The 14,978-nt window shown below is 72.3% G+C and carries 13 protein-coding genes; 5 read left to right on the top strand and 8 right to left on the bottom strand.

Translation table 11 applies throughout. The features are described from left to right. The first annotated feature begins 106 nt into the window (after positions 1-106). Positions 107-649 (top strand): CGNR zinc finger domain-containing protein, encoded by a 543-nt coding sequence (locus ACR68M_RS28775; protein WP_441247062.1) that lies wholly within the window; start codon positions 107-109, stop codon positions 647-649. A gap of 12 nt (positions 650-661) precedes the next feature. On the opposite strand, the gene ACR68M_RS28770 is transcribed toward ACR68M_RS28775, so the two are convergent. From ACR68M_RS28770 to ACR68M_RS28750, 5 genes are all read right to left on the bottom strand, one after another. After that, complete coding sequence (locus ACR68M_RS28770) at positions 662-1,063, bottom strand: cupin domain-containing protein (protein ID WP_441247061.1); 402 nt, start codon at positions 1,061-1,063, stop codon at positions 662-664. A gap of 202 nt (positions 1,064-1,265) precedes the next feature. Further along, complete coding sequence (gene mshC / locus ACR68M_RS28765; RefSeq protein ID WP_441247060.1) at positions 1,266-2,495, bottom strand: cysteine--1-D-myo-inosityl 2-amino-2-deoxy-alpha-D-glucopyranoside ligase; 1,230 nt, start codon at positions 2,493-2,495, stop codon at positions 1,266-1,268. Between the two features lie 144 nt (positions 2,496-2,639). Continuing rightward, a complete protein-coding gene (locus ACR68M_RS28760; RefSeq protein ID WP_441247059.1) occupies positions 2,640-3,512 on the bottom strand; it encodes an SCO1664 family protein in 873 nt (290 codons plus the stop codon). Then, positions 3,482-4,060, bottom strand: coding sequence for a DUF3090 domain-containing protein (locus ACR68M_RS28755; protein ID WP_441247058.1), 579 nt, complete (start codon positions 4,058-4,060; stop codon positions 3,482-3,484). The genes ACR68M_RS28760 and ACR68M_RS28755 overlap by 31 nt, the downstream gene beginning before the upstream one ends. A gap of 133 nt (positions 4,061-4,193) precedes the next feature. Next, positions 4,194-4,901 carry a histidine phosphatase family protein gene (locus ACR68M_RS28750; RefSeq protein WP_441247057.1) on the bottom strand — a complete coding sequence of 236 codons (708 nt, stop codon included), beginning with the start codon at positions 4,899-4,901 and terminating at the stop codon, positions 4,194-4,196. Positions 4,902-5,054: 153 nt separating this feature from the next. On the opposite strand from ACR68M_RS28750, the gene corA reads away from it, so the two are divergent. After that, positions 5,055-6,035, top strand: a complete 981-nt coding sequence (gene corA / locus ACR68M_RS28745) for a magnesium/cobalt transporter CorA (RefSeq protein ID WP_441247056.1) — start codon at positions 5,055-5,057, stop codon at positions 6,033-6,035. 23 nt (positions 6,036-6,058) lie between these two features. Here the strand turns inward: corA and ACR68M_RS28740 are convergent, their stop codons facing one another. Both ACR68M_RS28740 and ACR68M_RS28735 read right to left on the bottom strand, forming a co-directional pair. Beyond that, positions 6,059-6,793 carry a hypothetical protein gene (locus tag ACR68M_RS28740; protein ID WP_441247055.1) on the bottom strand — a complete coding sequence of 245 codons (735 nt, stop codon included), beginning with the start codon at positions 6,791-6,793 and terminating at the stop codon, positions 6,059-6,061. 279 nt (positions 6,794-7,072) lie between these two features. Beyond that, entirely contained in the window at positions 7,073-7,651 is a 579-nt protein-coding gene (locus tag ACR68M_RS28735) for a hypothetical protein (protein ID WP_441247054.1), read from the bottom strand. A 401-nt stretch (positions 7,652-8,052) separates the two neighbouring features. On the opposite strand from ACR68M_RS28735, the gene ACR68M_RS28730 reads away from it, so the two are divergent. Further along, positions 8,053-9,987, top strand: a complete 1,935-nt coding sequence (locus ACR68M_RS28730; RefSeq protein WP_441247053.1) for a PIG-L family deacetylase — start codon at positions 8,053-8,055, stop codon at positions 9,985-9,987. A gap of 141 nt (positions 9,988-10,128) precedes the next feature. Here ACR68M_RS28730 and ACR68M_RS28725 read toward each other — a convergent pair whose 3' ends face one another. Beyond that, a complete protein-coding gene (locus ACR68M_RS28725; RefSeq protein ID WP_441247052.1) occupies positions 10,129-11,247 on the bottom strand; it encodes a hypothetical protein in 1,119 nt (372 codons plus the stop codon). Positions 11,248-11,734: 487 nt separating this feature from the next. Here ACR68M_RS28725 and ACR68M_RS28720 point away from each other — a divergent pair, with 487 nt between their 5' ends. Then, the gene (locus tag ACR68M_RS28720; RefSeq protein WP_441247051.1) at positions 11,735-12,403 is read left to right on the top strand and encodes a Crp/Fnr family transcriptional regulator; all 669 of its coding nucleotides are present in this window, start codon (positions 11,735-11,737) and stop codon (positions 12,401-12,403) included. A gap of 152 nt (positions 12,404-12,555) precedes the next feature. Then, the gene (locus ACR68M_RS28715; RefSeq protein ID WP_441247050.1) at positions 12,556-14,955 is read left to right on the top strand and encodes an ATP-binding protein; all 2,400 of its coding nucleotides are present in this window, start codon (positions 12,556-12,558) and stop codon (positions 14,953-14,955) included. Positions 14,956-14,978: the final 23 nt, after the last annotated feature.

Below are 14,978 nucleotides of genomic sequence, written 5' to 3'. Positions count from 1 at the left end.
GATCCTCACGCTTCGGGTAACCCTCCAACGGGGTTACGTAGAGCCTAGGGACTTCGGGACGCTCACGCAACCGGTCAATATGGTTAGTGAGCGTTATGCTGATCCGATGGAATTCGTCTTCGTCAGCGGTGACCCGGCGCTGGACTTCGCCGGTACCGTCCAGCACCGGCGCAGCGAGCCCGTCGACCTGGTGACCACCCCGGACGGCCTGTCCGCCTGGGTCGCCGCCTCCGGCCTGGTCGACAACCCCGCCGCCGCCACCGCGGCCGACCTCGCCGCCGCCCTCCGGCTGCGCGAGGCCGTCTACCGGATGGCCCTCGCCGCCGCCACCGGCGCCCCGTACGACGACGCCGACCGCGAGCTGCTGAACGGCGCCGCCGCCGGGGCCCCGATCACGACCGAGCTGCTGGCCGACCGCTCCCTGCGGCACACCGGCAGCGTCCGGGCGGTGCTGGCCACGCTGGCCCGCACCGCCGTGGAGCTGCTGGCCGGCCCGTCGGCCGAGGCCGTCAAGGAGTGCGCCGGGCAGCGCTGCACCCGGCTGTACGTCGACCGGTCCCGCCGGGGCTCCCGCCGCTGGTGCGACATGTCCGTCTGCGGCAACCGGGCCAAGGCCGCGGCCTTCCGCGAGCGCCACCCCGTCCCGTAGCCGCCGCACGGGCTACGCCAGCCGGACGGGCTGCTCCCAGACCACCAGGACGAGGCAGCCCGCCGGGCTGTGCGGGGCGTGCACGCTGTCGGGCGGCATCACCAGCAGGCTGTTCTCCGGGTAGACGCCGTCCTCCGTCTCCAGCACCCCGCTGAGCACGTAGATCAGCTCGTAGCCGGGGTGGCGGTGCGAGGCCGTGGTGGCACCCGGAAGGTAGCGCACGAGGGCTGCCGAGGGGCCGTCCTGCTCCGTGGCACGGGCGGAGTAGAGCTGGTGCATCTCGATGCCCACCCGGCCGTCGGCGACGACGGGGTGGAAGTCCAGATCCAGCCGGGCGAGCACCTCGCCGGGAATCCCGGAGAACAGTACGGGCGGCAGTACGGGCGGCAGTTCGGCGAGCAGTTGCGCGGTCATGCGTTCCCTCCTCTGGCCTCGGTACGTCGGATTGGGCACGCCAAGTCTCCGACGTACCCGACCTGACGGCCCGACCCCCGCCCCGAGGCCGGGCCGACCCTGTCAGGTCGTCGACTCACCGGCCCCACACGCACCGGAGGGCACGAGCCCCTGCCTGTGGATCAGGCAGGGGCTCGCGCCCTCCGGGTGGTGCACGGTCAGGCTAGAGCGCGACCCCCAGCAGGGCGTCGACCGTACGGGAGGCCAGGCCGGGGGCGCTGATGTCCGCGCCACCGGTGGACTCCGCGAGGGCGGCCCAGCGGTCGACCGCGGCGAGCGCGGCGGGGGTGTCGAGGTCCTCGGCGAGCGCGGTGCGGACCTCGGCGAGCAGCGCCTCGGCCGACGGGCCGTCAGGGCGGGAGACGGCCGCGCGCCAGCGGGCGAGCCGCTCGACGGCGCCGTCCAGGTCGGCCTGCTGCCACCCCCAGTCACTGCGGTAGTGGTGGGCCAGCAGCGCGAGCCGGATCGCGGCCGGGTCGACGCCCTCGCGGCGCAGCGCGGAGACGAAGACCAGGTTGCCGCGCGACTTGGACATCTTGTGCCCGTCCAGCCCGACCATCCCGGCGTGCACGTAGCTGCGGGCGTAGGGGTGGACGCCGGTGGCGCTGTGGGCGTGCGCGGCGCCCATCTCGTGGTGCGGGAAGACGAGGTCGTTGCCGCCGCCCTGGATGTCGAAGGACATCCCGAGGTACTCGAGGGCGATCGCCACGCACTCGATGTGCCAGCCGGGACGGCCGTGGCCGAGCTCGGTGTCCCAGGCGGGCTCGCCGGGCCGGGCCGCCAGCCAGAGCAGGGCGTCCAGCGGGTGCTTCTTGCCCGGCCGCTCCGGGTCACCGCCGCGCTCGGCGAAGATCGACGCCATCGCCTCGCGGGTCAGCCCGGAGACCTCGCCGAAGTGCGGGTCGGCGTCGACCGAGTAGTAGATGTCGCCGTCCAGCTCGTACGCGGCGCCGCTCGCCAGCAGCTTCTTCACCAGCGGGACGATCCACGGGATGGACTCGACGGCGCCGATGTAGTGCGCGGGCGGCAGCATCCGCAGGGCGGTCATGTCCTCGCGGAAGAGCGCGGTCTCGCGCTCGGCGAGCACCGTCCAGTCCTGGCCGGTGGCGACGGCGCGCTCCAGCAGCGGGTCGTCGACGTCGGTGACGTTCTGGACGTACAGGACGTCGTGACCGGCGTCCTTCCAGACGCGCTGGACGAGGTCGAACGCATTGTAGGTGGCGGCGTGGCCCAGGTGGGTCGCGTCGTAGGGGGTGATGCCGCAGACGTAGAGCCGGGCAGTGCCGTCCTGCGGCACGACCTCCCGGATAGCGCCGGTGGCGCTGTCGTGGATTCGGAGGGGGAACCCCTGACCAGGCAGGGCGGGAACCTCGGAGGCGGGCCAGGAATGCATGAAAGTGACTCTAACCTTGGGTTGTTTTGGATGGCCAACCACCGCTTGGGATCGGCTGGAAATCGGTTTTCGACTGTGTCAGATCAGGTTCTGTGTCACACCCGTCGTACCGGTCCGTCAGACCGTTCGGACCGTTCAGACCGTTCAGACCGGTGGCCACGGGATGGACGGCCAGTCGGCCGAGGGCAGCGGGTGCCGTCGACTGTCCAGCAGTTCGGCCACCCGGGCCTGGGCGGCGCGGAGTTCGGCCTCGGTGAGGTGCGGGGCGAGCCGCCCGGCGAGCGGGCCGCCGAGCCCGGCGGCGAGCCGGCCGAGCACCTCGGCGGCCTCCTCGGTGAGCGGCTGCCCGGCCCAACCCCACAGCAGGGTGCGGAGTTTGCCGGGCACCGCGAAAGTGACGCCGTGGTCGATCCCGTACAGCCGCCCGTCGGCGGCGGCGATCCAGTGGCCGCCCTTGCGGTCGGCGTTGTTGAGCACCGCGTCCAGCACGGCCAGCCGGCGCAGCCGCTCGTCGTCCCGGTGCACCAGCAGGGCGGTGCGGCCCTCGCCGACGTCGGCGCGGACGATCGGCAGCCAGCCGGGCTCCGCGCCCTCGGGCCTCTGCAGGTCGAGCAGCTCGGGCGCCTCCTCGGCGGGCTCGACCCAGAGCTGCACCATGCCGGGCCCGTGCGGGCCCTCGCGCAGCAGCGTCGGCGGCACCAGCGCCCAGCCGGTCGCCGCCGACACCTCGTACGCGGCGACCTCGCGCCCGGCCAGCGTCCCGTCGGGGAAGTCCCAGAGCGGGCGCTCCCCCGCGACGGGCTTGTAGACGCAGGGGGCGGTGAGCCCGTCGAGCGTCACGGTGCAGTAGAGCACCGCGTTGGACGCGTCGGTGACCCGGCCGTGGACGGCCAGCTCCCCCGCGCCCAGCAGGTCGAGCGCGGCGTCCGGGTCGGCGGCGAGGGCCGCGCTGGCCGCCGGGTCCGCCAGCGGGACGGCTTCGGCGTTCAGCGCCGGTAGCCGTTCGCGCGCGGGCACAGGTGGCCCTCCGGGTCGAGCGGGAGGTTGCAGAACGGGCAGGGCTTGCGACCGGCGGCGACGAGGTCGAGCGCGCGCTTGGCGAAGACCCGGGCCATCGCGCCGGAGAGCCGCACCCGGAGCATGTCCGGGCCGTTCTCCTCGTCGGCGAAGACGTCCTCCGGCTCCTCCTCCTCGGTCTCGTCCTCCTCGGCCTCGACCACGGCCTGCGCCTCGACCACCAGGCACTCGTCCACGCTGTCCCAGGCCAGCGCCATCGTGCCGACCCGGAACTCCTGCTCCAGCGGCAGGTCGAGCGGGGCGGTGTCGACCAGCTCCGGCGGGGCGGCGACCGGGATCGTCGCGGAGCCGCCGCTGCGGCGCAGCGCCTCGTCGAGCACCTCCTCGACCCGCTCGGCGAGGGCGGCGACCTGCGCCTTCTCCAGCAGCACGCTGGTGATCCGGCCCCGGGCGCTGGCTTGCAGGAAGAACGCCCGCGCGCCGGGCTGGCCGACGGTGCCGGCCACGAACCGCTCGGGCTGGTCGTAGAAATGGACCTGACGGGGCACGCTCTCGCTCCGGGTTCTGATCGATCGTGGGCTCACTTGCCACCCTACGGCCTGGGCCACGGCCCGGGGCCGCCAGGTGTCGGCTCGCCCGTCGGGTGTCAACTCGACAGGTCAGGTTTCGATTCCCGCTGCTTCACGCGGTGCCGGTGTCGCCGCCGACGACCGCGTCGCCGCTGCTCGGCTTCTCCGGCCGCGGGGCCAGCGAGGCGAGGCTGCCGGTGTCGCCGACCCGCAGGACGAACGGGCGGTGGGGGGTGTAGCGGATCGCGGTGACGGAGCAGGGCTCGACGGAGATCCGCTGGAAGTGGTCCAGGTGGAGACCGAGGGCGTCGGCGATGATGGCCTTGATCACGTCACCGTGCGAGCAGGCGACCCAGACGGCGTCCGGCCCGTGCTCGGCGGCGATCTTCGCGTCCCACTCGCGCACCGCCTCGACCGCCCGGTGGCTCAGCTCGCGCAGCGACTCACCGCCGGGGAAGGCCGCGGCGGAGGCGTGGTCCTGGACGGTCCGCCAGAGCGGCTCCTTGGCCAGCTCACCCAGCGGGCGCCCGGTCCAGTCGCCGTAGTGGCACTCGCCGAGCCGTTCGTCCAGCGCGGGGCCGCCCAGCACGGAGCCGTCCAGCTCCGGGCGGGCGGCGAGCAGCGGGGCGAGGGTCTGGCGGCAGCGCTCCAGCGGGCTGCTCACGGCCTGCACGATCGGCACCTCCGCCAGCCGCCCGACGAGCCCGTCGGCCTGCCCGCGTCCGGTGTCGTCGAGGTCGACCCCCGGTGTCCAGCCGGCGAGGACTCCGGCCGTGTTGGCGGTGGAACGGCCGTGGCGTACGAGCAGCAGAGTCGGCATGGGGCCCAGCGTATCCGCTCATGATCGCGCTTCCCAGGGTGCTGATCGCGGCGGCGGATCGCAGTGGCCGCCCGTCGTCCGTAACCGAATCTCCCCAACACCCGCCCGCCCCGGAGTGCGGAGCCGGGCCGCGCTTCGGGAAGAATGCACGGCATGATCGTCGACAGTGCCAGCTACCAGGGCGGCCGCCGCGTACCCGGACCCGAGGACTTCTCGGACGCCCTGGCCGCTGCCCGGAAGGCCGGGGACACCTTCGTCTGGATCGGCCTCTTCGAGCCCACCACCGAGGAGCTGGACCTCGTCAGCGAGGAGTTCGGCCTCCACCCGCTCGCGGTCGAGGATGCCGTCACCGCGCACCAGCGGCCCAAGCTGGAGGAGTACCGTGACTCGCTCTTCATGGTCCTGAAGACCATCGGCCACCACCCCGACGGGCACAGCGTGAGCACCGGCGAGGTGATGCTCGTCGTCGGCGACGCGTACGTGATGACCATCCGCCACGGCGCCGACGGCGCGCTCGGCAGACTCCGCGCCGACCTGGAGCAGCAGCCCGAGCTGCTGGCGGCCGGCCCGATGGCCGTGCTGCACGCCGTCGCGGACCTGGTGGTCGACAGCTACCTCGACGTGGCGACGGCGCTGCAGAGCGACCTGGACGAGCTGGAGGCCGAGGTCTTCGCACCCGGCCGCCTGCGCGGCGGCATCGCCGAGCGGATCTACGAGTTCAAACGCCGCCTGCTCACCTTCCGCCGGGCCGCCGGGCCGCTCCAGGAGCCGCTGCTCCGGCTCACCCGCGCGACGGCCACGGACGTGCCCGAGCAGCTCAGGCCCTACCTGCGCGACGTCGGCGACCACCTCACCAAGGTGAACGAACTGGTCGACGGCCTCGACCGGCTGCTCTCCGACATCCTGAACGCCAACCTCGCCCAGGTCAGCGTCCAGCAGAACAACGACATGCGGAAGATCTCCGCCTGGGCCGCCCTCGCAGCCGTACCGACGATGATCGCCGGGATCTACGGCATGAACTTCACCGACATGCCGGAGCTCCGCCAGCCCTGGGGCTACCCCGCGGCCCTCGCCCTGATGGCCGGCGCCTGCGTCGTCCTGCACCGGGTCTTCAAGCGAAGCGGCTGGCTCTGAGAGCCCGACCTCCGTCCCTCTCGCTACTCCTCACTCTTCTGGCTTTCGGGGCGATGCGTCACGTGGACGGTCCCCACGTCCTGCATCGCGTAGATCACCGCCTGGTCCGAGGCCCGGTTGACCATGGTCGACGGGCCGGACGGCGGGCGCTGGCGCCCGGCCCTCGGCTCCACCGCCCCGGAGCCGACCAGCCAGGCCCAGGCCCGGGTGGTGAACTCCTTGTTGGTCACGGTGACTTCGCGGAAGAGCTCGGGTTCGATACCCGGGTAGCCGTGCGGCACCGTCTCCTCGTGGAAGTGCGGCGAGAGGATCACCACCGCGCAGGTGCTCTCCGGCGCCTCGGCGAGCAGCGTCCGGGCCGCAGCCGCGTCCAGCAGCCGGGCGAGCACCTCCAGCGGACGGCCCGCCGCCCGGCCTGCGCCGGCCAGCCAGAGCTCACCCGCGTGCAGGGCGATCCGGACCCGGATCCGCGTGCTCGGCCCGGCCGTCCGGTTGTGGGCACGCAGGCGGGCGGTGAGCTCGTGCACCAGCGGGTGGAGCAGGGCAGCCTTCCGCACCCCCGCCGGCGCGACGACCCGGAAGCCGTCCCCCAGGTCGTCGATCAGGCAGGCCCCCCAGTCGATCCCGCTCTGTGCGGCCGACTCGCGCAGCGCGGCGGCCAGCACGTCACGGATCCTCAGCAGGGCGGTGTTGCCGCGCCCCGCCGAGCTCTCGATGTCCACGGCCAGCACCGCGCGATAGGTCAACTCGCCGTCCATTGGTCCCCTTCGGGCCGGGCCTCGCTCCTCCCACCACTGTGCCCCGAGCGTACGCGGAGCACACCGTCCAATGACGGGATTCCCATTGAGTTGGTTCATCCTGAAGTTGCAGGTCCGGGGATGGCGTGGGTCGCTTCTGGAATGCTCGGGCTGGTCGGAGGCGTGATCCCTGGTGGGTGATCGTCTGTCAGCGGCTGACCCCGGCCGGAGCCGCGGGAGGTGTCCGGGGATCTGATCCCTGCTCGCCGCCACCGGACTCGCCACCCACTACTGCGACGCCTACCTGAGCGAACGATCTGAGCTGACCGGGGAACCGGTCGCCCTGGGCGCGGTCTGCCGCTTCGTCTGGTCAGCGTCAGCGTCGAGCACCGTGAACACACCCTGGGCCGCTGCCCGCTCCTGGGGGAGAGTGCCGGGGGTGCCGCGGAGAAGGAGGTCGTAGGCGCCCGGCTCGGCGTCGAGGGCGACGGTGGAACGGAACAGCAACTGGAGCACGCCCGACTCCTTGATACCGCCGCCGAACCAGTTCGCGACCTGCGCGGCGTAGCCGGTGCTGCATCCGGTCGGCGCGGGGCCGCTCAGCACCACGCAGCCGTCCGTGAAATCCCACAGACCCGAGTCGGCCTTCAATGACAGGACGCCGGCAGTCCTGATGTCGTCGGACTGTGGCAGGCCCTCCGGGGGAACGGTCATCGTCAGGGTGATGTCGACCGACTCACCCGGCGCCGCTGACAGCGTGGACAACATCGCGGACACGTGGTCGGTCACCAGGACAGGCTGCGCGGCACGAGCCGGCGCACTCGTTGACACGGCAACGGTCGGTACGGACGTGGCGGCAGCGGGCAGCGCGGCGAACACGAGCAGGACCGGTACTACCACGGCAGCAGCCCGCCATGGCAGGCACGCACGCCGGCGCCGAAAACCAGCGGGGGGCAGTGAGGTCATACGGGGCCTCCGGGCGAGCGGGCGGCGCACACGCGCCACGACCCCCCTCGGATATCTCACACAGTAACCAAGGCGTGACGAGAATCGGGCGACCGGCGGTGCCAGGTCCCGGCCCGTCCACCCGCACGGCTCCCAACTGCGGACCGGCACCCTGCCCCGAGAACCCCGTGGCGAAGGATGGATTTGATTGCCCGTCAATTCAATTTTCGTATGACCAAATATGCAGGAGTCGGTCCAAATGATCCGTCCAGCAGTGCGTTAGCCTCCTCTCTCCTGGCCTGGTCACGGTCGAGCTCATTCGGAGGAGACGCCCCATGGCAGTCAGTCGACGACGGTTCCTCGCTTCCTTCGCGGCCACCGCCCTCGCATTGCCCGTCCTCGCCGAGACGGCCGCGACGCGCTCGGCTGCTGCCGTGGGCGCAGCCGGACTCCTGGGCTCCGGGCCGTTGTTCATGCAGGTCGTCGCGCACGAGGACGACGACCTCCTGTTCATGAACCCGGACCTGTCCACCGCGATCGCCGGCGGCACGCCGTCCGTCACGGTCTTCGTCACTGCGGGGAACGGCACCGGTGACCCCTGCGCCTCGTACTGCTGGGACACCGAAGGCGAGCCGCTGCGCACCTGGAATCGGCAGATGGGTGCCGTCAACGCCTACTCCCGGATGGCCGGTGCGGGAGACACCGACCCGACGACCGACGAGGCCGGGCGCTGGACGGCCGAGGCATGGACGGTTGCGGGCAAGCAGGTCGAACGGTACGTCCTCAAGGGGCGGCCGGTGCACCTGATCTTCCTCAATCTGCATGACGGCCAGCTCGCCGAAGTCCAGGCAGGCGGCACCGACACCACGATCGTCCCGGTCGGCAGCCCGCTGTCCGGGCCGTCGACCTACGCGGCCGACGACGTCATCGAGGTACTGCGGCAGTTGATGGTGGCGTACCAGCCGACCGTGCTCCGGGCCCAGGACGAGAACCCCGACAGCCGCTACTCGGGCGAACACCCGGACCACCTCGCCGCCGCGGCCTTCGTCGGCGAGGCGGCCCGCCAGTACGGCGGCTCGTTGATCCAGATCAATTACCGGAATTACAACATCGGAGACTGCCCGGTGAATCTGGACCCGGCGACGGCTGGGGACAAGAACGTGTTCTTCTCCGAGTACGCCAGCCACGACCACTCGGGGCTCTTCAACGCCTCCTGGTTCTCCCGGATGTACTACCGCTGGTCGCGGGGCACCTCCTGGGTCGGGCTGAACCAGGACGGCAGGCCGCAGGTCTTCGTCGTCCGGGCCGGCTTCCTGTGGACGCAATGGCGTTGGGGGGACGGCAACTGGAGCGGCGCGCTGCGGCTGGCCGACCCTGGTGGGCGGCTGGCTCCGGGCATCGCGGTCGGCAACAACGCCGACGGCCGGCTGGAGGTCTTCGCCCGGCGTCTGACCGACCACCGCATCATCTCCCTGGCGCAGGACACCCCCAACGGCGGGTGGCGGAACACCTGGACCGACCACGGCAACCCCAACACCCAGCTCGGCGGCCAGGACCAGGTCGGTGTACCCGTGGTGGCCAACGACCAGGACGGGCGGCTGGAGATCTTCGTCAAGAACGGCGGCGGCGGCGTCAGCAGTACCTGGCAGACGGCCCCGAGTGGCGGATGGGTGGGAGCCTGGGCGGATCTGGGCGGCTCCGATGTCCAGGACCCGGTCACCGCGATCCGCAACGGTGTCGGCGCGATCGAGGTGTTCGCCAGCACCCGCACCGGGATCCTCGGCTGGTGGCAGGGAGCTCCGAACAGCACCATCTACGGCCCGGGGCTGATTCCGGGTGCCCGGCCCGCGAGCCCGCCCACGGCCGCGCTCGACCAGGACGGCCGGATCGAACTCGCCTTCCGCGAGGTCGGCACCGGCGCGATGCTGGTCAGCTACCAGACCCGGGCCGGCGGCTCCTGGGTCCAGGCCCCGGTCTCGCTAGGCGGGCACGGGGGCGTGGGCGAGCCGGCCGCTACCACCTTCCGGGGGCGGGTCGTCCTGTTCGAACGCAACCGTGGCAACGGTGTGAGCAGCACGGCCCAGAACGCCCCGAACTCCGACTACGCCGATTGGCAGGACCTCGGCGGCACCGTCCTCGACTTCCCGGCCACGATCACCGACGGCGACGGGGTCCTCCACGTGTTCGCCATCGGTACGGACGGCAGCGTCTACTACCGGACGAGCACGACAGCCACCAGCTTCGACGACTGGCAGGTCCTGCCGCTGTGACCGTCGGCGGCACGGCCACCCGGAGAAGGACTCCCACCCCGTGCGTAGTGCCCGCCACCGCGCGCCCTCAGCTCGGCCCGAGCCGCTCGCCGGGAAGGGGCGCGTCCTGACAACGCTCACCTCCCCGGCGGGGGAGTCGGCTCACCGAACGGCGCCCCGTCTGCCGCTCTGGCCGGTGCCGCTCCGGTCGGTGCAGCGGAAGTCCGCGAACGGCGGGTGCCAGAGTCCGCCGTCGCCTGCCGTGCCGCGTGGCGGCTGGTAGCTGAGCGGTTCGAAGTGCAGCCCGGCCTTCGTCTCGTTGGCCTGCCCGGTCCACAGGTCGATCCCCTGCCAGGCCTGGCCGTCCAGCACAGAGACGGTCCGGGGCTGCCCGCCGCAGGAGGTGGCCGAGATGTCGCGCCGCCCGCGCTCGGGCGGCCCGCCCGCCGCCAGGCTCACCGGAGCCGACCACGGCCCGAGTGGGCTCTCCGCCGTCATGTAACCGGTCGCAGTGCCCGTGCAGTAGCCGCAGAACGGATCGCTGTAGGTGCCGAACCAGCTGCCGGTGGCCGGTTCGTACCAGATGCCTGGCCCCTCCACCCCGTCCAGCCCGGCCAGGTACGCGGCGCCGTGCCTGGCGCTGCTGGTTCCCCAAAGGTCGATCTGCTCGACCGACAGCGTGGAGTCCGGCATGGTGCACACCACCACCAGCGAGCGGCTGGCGGTGTCGACGGCCAGCCCGAAGTCCCCGTTGCCGTAACAGGTGTACAGCGGGGGCTTGCGGTAGGAGCCGTACGGTGCTCCGGCGGTCGGCCCGCACGGCCCGGCAGGTGAATTGCACCCCATGACGTTGTACGCATTGGCCCCGATCCAGTTGTAGTCGGACGGCGAGTTGAACCAGAGCACCCACGCGCCATCGTCCGCTCCCCAGCCCGAGCGCTTGACCATACGCGGGTTGAAGCAACCCGCATTCACGCACTCGTTCTGCCAGCTCAGGCCCGAGTACGGGTCCGTCGCACCCGGGGGAAACAGCAGCTGCGGCAGCGACCACGGCCCGCCGAGGCTGGTTGCGGTGGACACCCCGAAACCGCACCAGGGCGCCCGGTCGTCCTGCCAACGGAAGCCGCAGCCGTACTCGGTGCCGTAGAGGTAGTAGGTGGAGCCGTCCTTGAGCACCATCCCGTCGTGCAGGTCGAGCGACTGGATCGTGACCGTTCCCGGTACCGCCGCCTGGGCGTCGGTGATGGGCACCACGGCCGAAAGCACGGCGAAGAATGCCATCAGCCCGACCCGGAGCCGCCGGAACAAAAATCGTTTCATCATGGAACTCGTGGACATCTGTCCATTGAACGGGGGCACCCGGAGGGGAAACCCGATTAACCCACTGGCGGGCGTGTCCGCTCAGGCGGAGACGGACTCGACGTTGTCGGCGGCCGTAGCAAAGCGGCCGGTCAGCCGTGAGCGCGCAGCCAACGAGCACGGCCCCGACCAGCCCGAGCACCGCAAACGCGACCCACGCCATCCCCGTGACCTGCAACTTCAGGATGAAATCAACTCATTCGCCCTGCCGACAGGAGGAGTTGTCGATCCGGGCAGTCAACCGGGCTTCCGGAGAGCATACTTGTCGAGCCGATGACAAAATCCGGACGGGTGACGTGACGGCCCGCAGGACACGGGAAGCGGGGCACACCAGGCTATGACTGGCAGGAGACCGAGCCAGGAGACCGGTAGACCGGAGACCGGCGGGCGGGAGCCGTACGAGGACACGGTGTGGCCTCGACCGACCCTGCTCGCGGGCCTGCCCCAGGAGGGCCGGCAGCGCCTCCTCTCGCTGGGCACCCAGGTGCACTACCCGGCCGACCGGGTACTCATCCGGGAGTCGGAGCAGACCGACTTCGTCCTGGTGCTGCTCGAAGGCGTGGTCAAGGTGACCGGCCGGACCCACGACGACCGGGACGCCCTGCTGGCCGTCCGGATGGGCGGTGACCTGGTCGGCGAACTCGCCGCCCTGGACGGCCGCCCGCGCTCCGCGACGGTCACCACCTGCGGCCCGGTGACCGCCCGCTCGGTCACCCGCGGCGAGTTCCTGGACTGCACCCGGCGCGACCCCCGGGTCGCGCAGGCCGTCAACGAGTCCGTCGTCACCAAGCTGCGCGCGGCGACCACCCACCGGCTCAACTTCACCGGCTGCGACGCCGCGACCCGCCTGGCCCGGGTGCTGCACGAGATCGCCGTGACGTACGGGGAGCCGGTCGGTGCGGGCGCCGAGATCCGCTGGCCGCTGACCCAGCCCGAGCTGGCCACCCTCTCCGGCACGGCCGAACCCACCGTGCACAAGGCCCTGCGCAGACTCCGTGAGACCGGCGTGATCTCCACCGGCTACCGCACCATCAGGGTCGAGGATCTCGCCCGGTTGAGCGTCATCGCCTTCGCGTAGCGTCACCGCCTCGCCAATTGCTGGGCCGAAGCTGTCATTTGACGGTTTGTTTACCGAACTGCGGCGCTAGCGTGGACACCTGGGGCGCCGCTCAGGCAGGCGACGCACCGAGCAGACGGGCGCGATTCTCGCGACCAGGAGAGGGACGGGCGATGCAGGAAGCGGACGGGACTCCCCCGACGGGCCGGGACACCGCCGGCCGACAGGTCGAGATCGGCGGCAACGCCATGGGCCCGGTGGTGGCCGGCGACCACAACCTGGTGGTCGACGCACAGCACGGGTCGACCGTCACCGTCCTGATGGAACGGGAGCGGCCGCACCCGGTACGCCGCCCCCGGGTCGAACTGCTGCCTCGGCCGCAGCGTGAACCGATCGGCCGGGCCGCCGAGTTGGCGGCGCTGGCGGCGGGCGTACGGGCGGGCGGCCTGGTGCAGTTGTACGGGCCGCCGGGGATCGGCACCAGCATGCTGCTCCGGCACGCGGCCCGGCACCTGCCGCCCGGCCCCGACGGGGTGCTGTACCTGAACGCCGCCGCCCGCGAGACCGGCGACCTGGCCCAGGAGGTCTTCGAGGCCTGCTACGACGCCGCCGGGTTCGCCCCTTCGGAGACCGAGCTGCGGCGCCTGATGGCCGGTGTCCGGGTGACGGTCTACCTCGACAACTCCCGTCTCGGCCGCGAGGAGTTGCTGTCTCTCGCCGACAGCGCCCGGGACGCGACCTTCGTGCTCGCAGGCAGCGAACGGTCCCTGCTCGGCACGGACGGCACGACGGTCGAGGTGAAGGGCCTGGACCGGCACGGGGGGATCGACCTGCTCGCCCAGGGCCTCGGCCGCCCGCTGCTCGACAGCGACCTCGCCGCAGCCGAAGCCCTGTGGGAGGCGGGCGAGGGCCGCCCACTGCCGCTGCTCCGCGCGGCCGGGCTGGCCGGGCTGGCCGACTTCGACCCCGACGGCCCGGCGCAGCTCCCCCAGCCCGGCCAGGTCGCCGCGCTCGTCCCGCTGCTGCTCGGCCGACTCGACCCACCGGCGGTCAAGATCCTGCACCTCCTGGCGACCCTCGGAGACGCCGAGCTCGCCCCTGCACAGATCGCGGCGGTCACCGAGGTGACCGACGCCGCCGAGATCTGCACCCGACTCGCCGGGCTCGGGCTGGTGCTGGCCGAGGGGCACGGCTACCGCTGCGCCTCGGGCACCGCCACTGCGGTCTACCAGAGCCACCCCGAGCCGTTCTCGGTCGACCAGATCTGCCGCTACTTCGCCCGCTGGGCTGGCCTGCCCGGCACGTCCCCGGCCCAGGTCGCCGACCACGGCACCGCCCTGGAGCGGGCCGCCGCGCTGGCCGAGGCGGTCGGCCGCCCGGATCTCGCCGTCCTCGTCACCCGGGCCGCCTCCCCGGTCATGGCCCGCGCACTGCGGTTCGGCTCCTGGGCCCGCCTGTTGGGCCTGGGCTGGGTCTCCGCCCGCTCGGCGGGCGACAAGCAGGCGGAGGCCTACTTCACCCACGAGGAAGGCGTTCGCAGCCTGCTGACGGGCCGTCGGGTGATGGCCGCTGTCCTGCTCGGCGAGGCCGTGACACTCTGGCACCAGCTGGGCAACACTCACGGCGCCAGCGCCGCACTCCACGCCCAGAGCTACGTACCGCCGCTCACGCCCCCTGCTGCCGCCCCTGTGCCTGCCCCTGCCCCTGCGTCTCCCGCGCCCACCGTGCACGACGGCGGCAGCAGCCTGCACACCCACGCGGCAACCACCCACGGCACGCACGCCTCGGCGGCCCACGCCACAACCACACCCGCCGCCCACGCCTCGGCGGCCCACGCCGGCACTGCCACCCCTGCCGCCCACACGGCCCACGCATCCGCAGCAACCCACACGACCGCGCACACCACCGCATACACCGCCGCACACACTTCTGCGGCCGCCCACGCCACGACCGGCCACACCGCGGCCGCTCACATGTCGAGCCTGGCCCACGGCTCGGCGGGGCACGCCGCCTCGGCCGTCCTCCCCCACGCGGCCGGGCATGCGGCTGCCCACGCCGCCGGACACGCTGCTGCCGCCGGAGCAGCCGCGGCGGGGACTGCGGGAGCCGGCGGAGCCGCCGGTGCGACCGGCGTCGCCGCCGCCGTGTCCGCCAAGGCCGCTCTGACGGCGGTGCTCGTCCTGGTCGCCGCCGCCATGGCCGTCGCGATCGGCGTCGTCCCCAAGATCCTGGACGACAGCTCCTCGGCCGACACCAAACCCACCAGCCTGGCCGGCGTCTGGGAGACCCCGGCCGGCGCGCTCCAGATCACGGCGTCGGGCAACGACACGTTCACCATGACCGACTGCGGTACGAGCATCGCCCTCACCGGCAGCGGAGGCCACAGCTACACCGGGACGTTCCCCGTGCACGACAAGGCCGCCGGCGAATGCGGCCCCTCGATCGGGCAGAGCTCCGTCACGATCGCCCTCACCCCGGACCTGTCGACGGCCAACGTGACCATGGGCCACAGCTCGGACCCGGAAATGACCTGCTACGCCTGCGGCACCTGGACCCGCCTCTCCCCGTCCTGACCCCGAAGGAGTCCCGCCACCTC

Source organism: Kitasatospora sp. McL0602 (assembly GCF_052076145.1).
Taxonomy (GTDB): Bacteria; Actinomycetota; Actinomycetes; order Streptomycetales; family Streptomycetaceae; genus Kitasatospora.
Note: the sequence above shows the minus strand (reverse complement) of the source record. Positions and strands in the feature narration are given on the sequence as shown.

Excerpts from the sequence above, each read along its gene's own strand:
- corA (WP_441247056.1), top strand. The coding sequence starts at position 5,055 with ATGATCGTCGACAGTGCCAGCTACCAGGGCGGCCGCCGCGTACCCGGA.
- ACR68M_RS28725 (WP_441247052.1), bottom strand. The coding sequence starts at position 11,247 with ATGGCATTCTTCGCCGTGCTTTCGGCCGTGGTGCCCATCACCGACGCC.
- ACR68M_RS28715 (WP_441247050.1), top strand. The coding sequence starts at position 12,556 with ATGCAGGAAGCGGACGGGACTCCCCCGACGGGCCGGGACACCGCCGGC.
- ACR68M_RS28775 (WP_441247062.1), top strand. The coding sequence starts at position 107 with ATGGAATTCGTCTTCGTCAGCGGTGACCCGGCGCTGGACTTCGCCGGT.
- ACR68M_RS28740 (WP_441247055.1), bottom strand. The coding sequence starts at position 6,793 with ATGGACGGCGAGTTGACCTATCGCGCGGTGCTGGCCGTGGACATCGAG.
- ACR68M_RS28750 (WP_441247057.1), bottom strand. The coding sequence starts at position 4,901 with ATGCCGACTCTGCTGCTCGTACGCCACGGCCGTTCCACCGCCAACACG.
- ACR68M_RS28730 (WP_441247053.1), top strand. The coding sequence starts at position 8,053 with ATGGCAGTCAGTCGACGACGGTTCCTCGCTTCCTTCGCGGCCACCGCC.
- ACR68M_RS28770 (WP_441247061.1), bottom strand. The coding sequence starts at position 1,063 with ATGACCGCGCAACTGCTCGCCGAACTGCCGCCCGTACTGCCGCCCGTA.
- mshC (WP_441247060.1), bottom strand. The coding sequence starts at position 2,495 with ATGCATTCCTGGCCCGCCTCCGAGGTTCCCGCCCTGCCTGGTCAGGGG.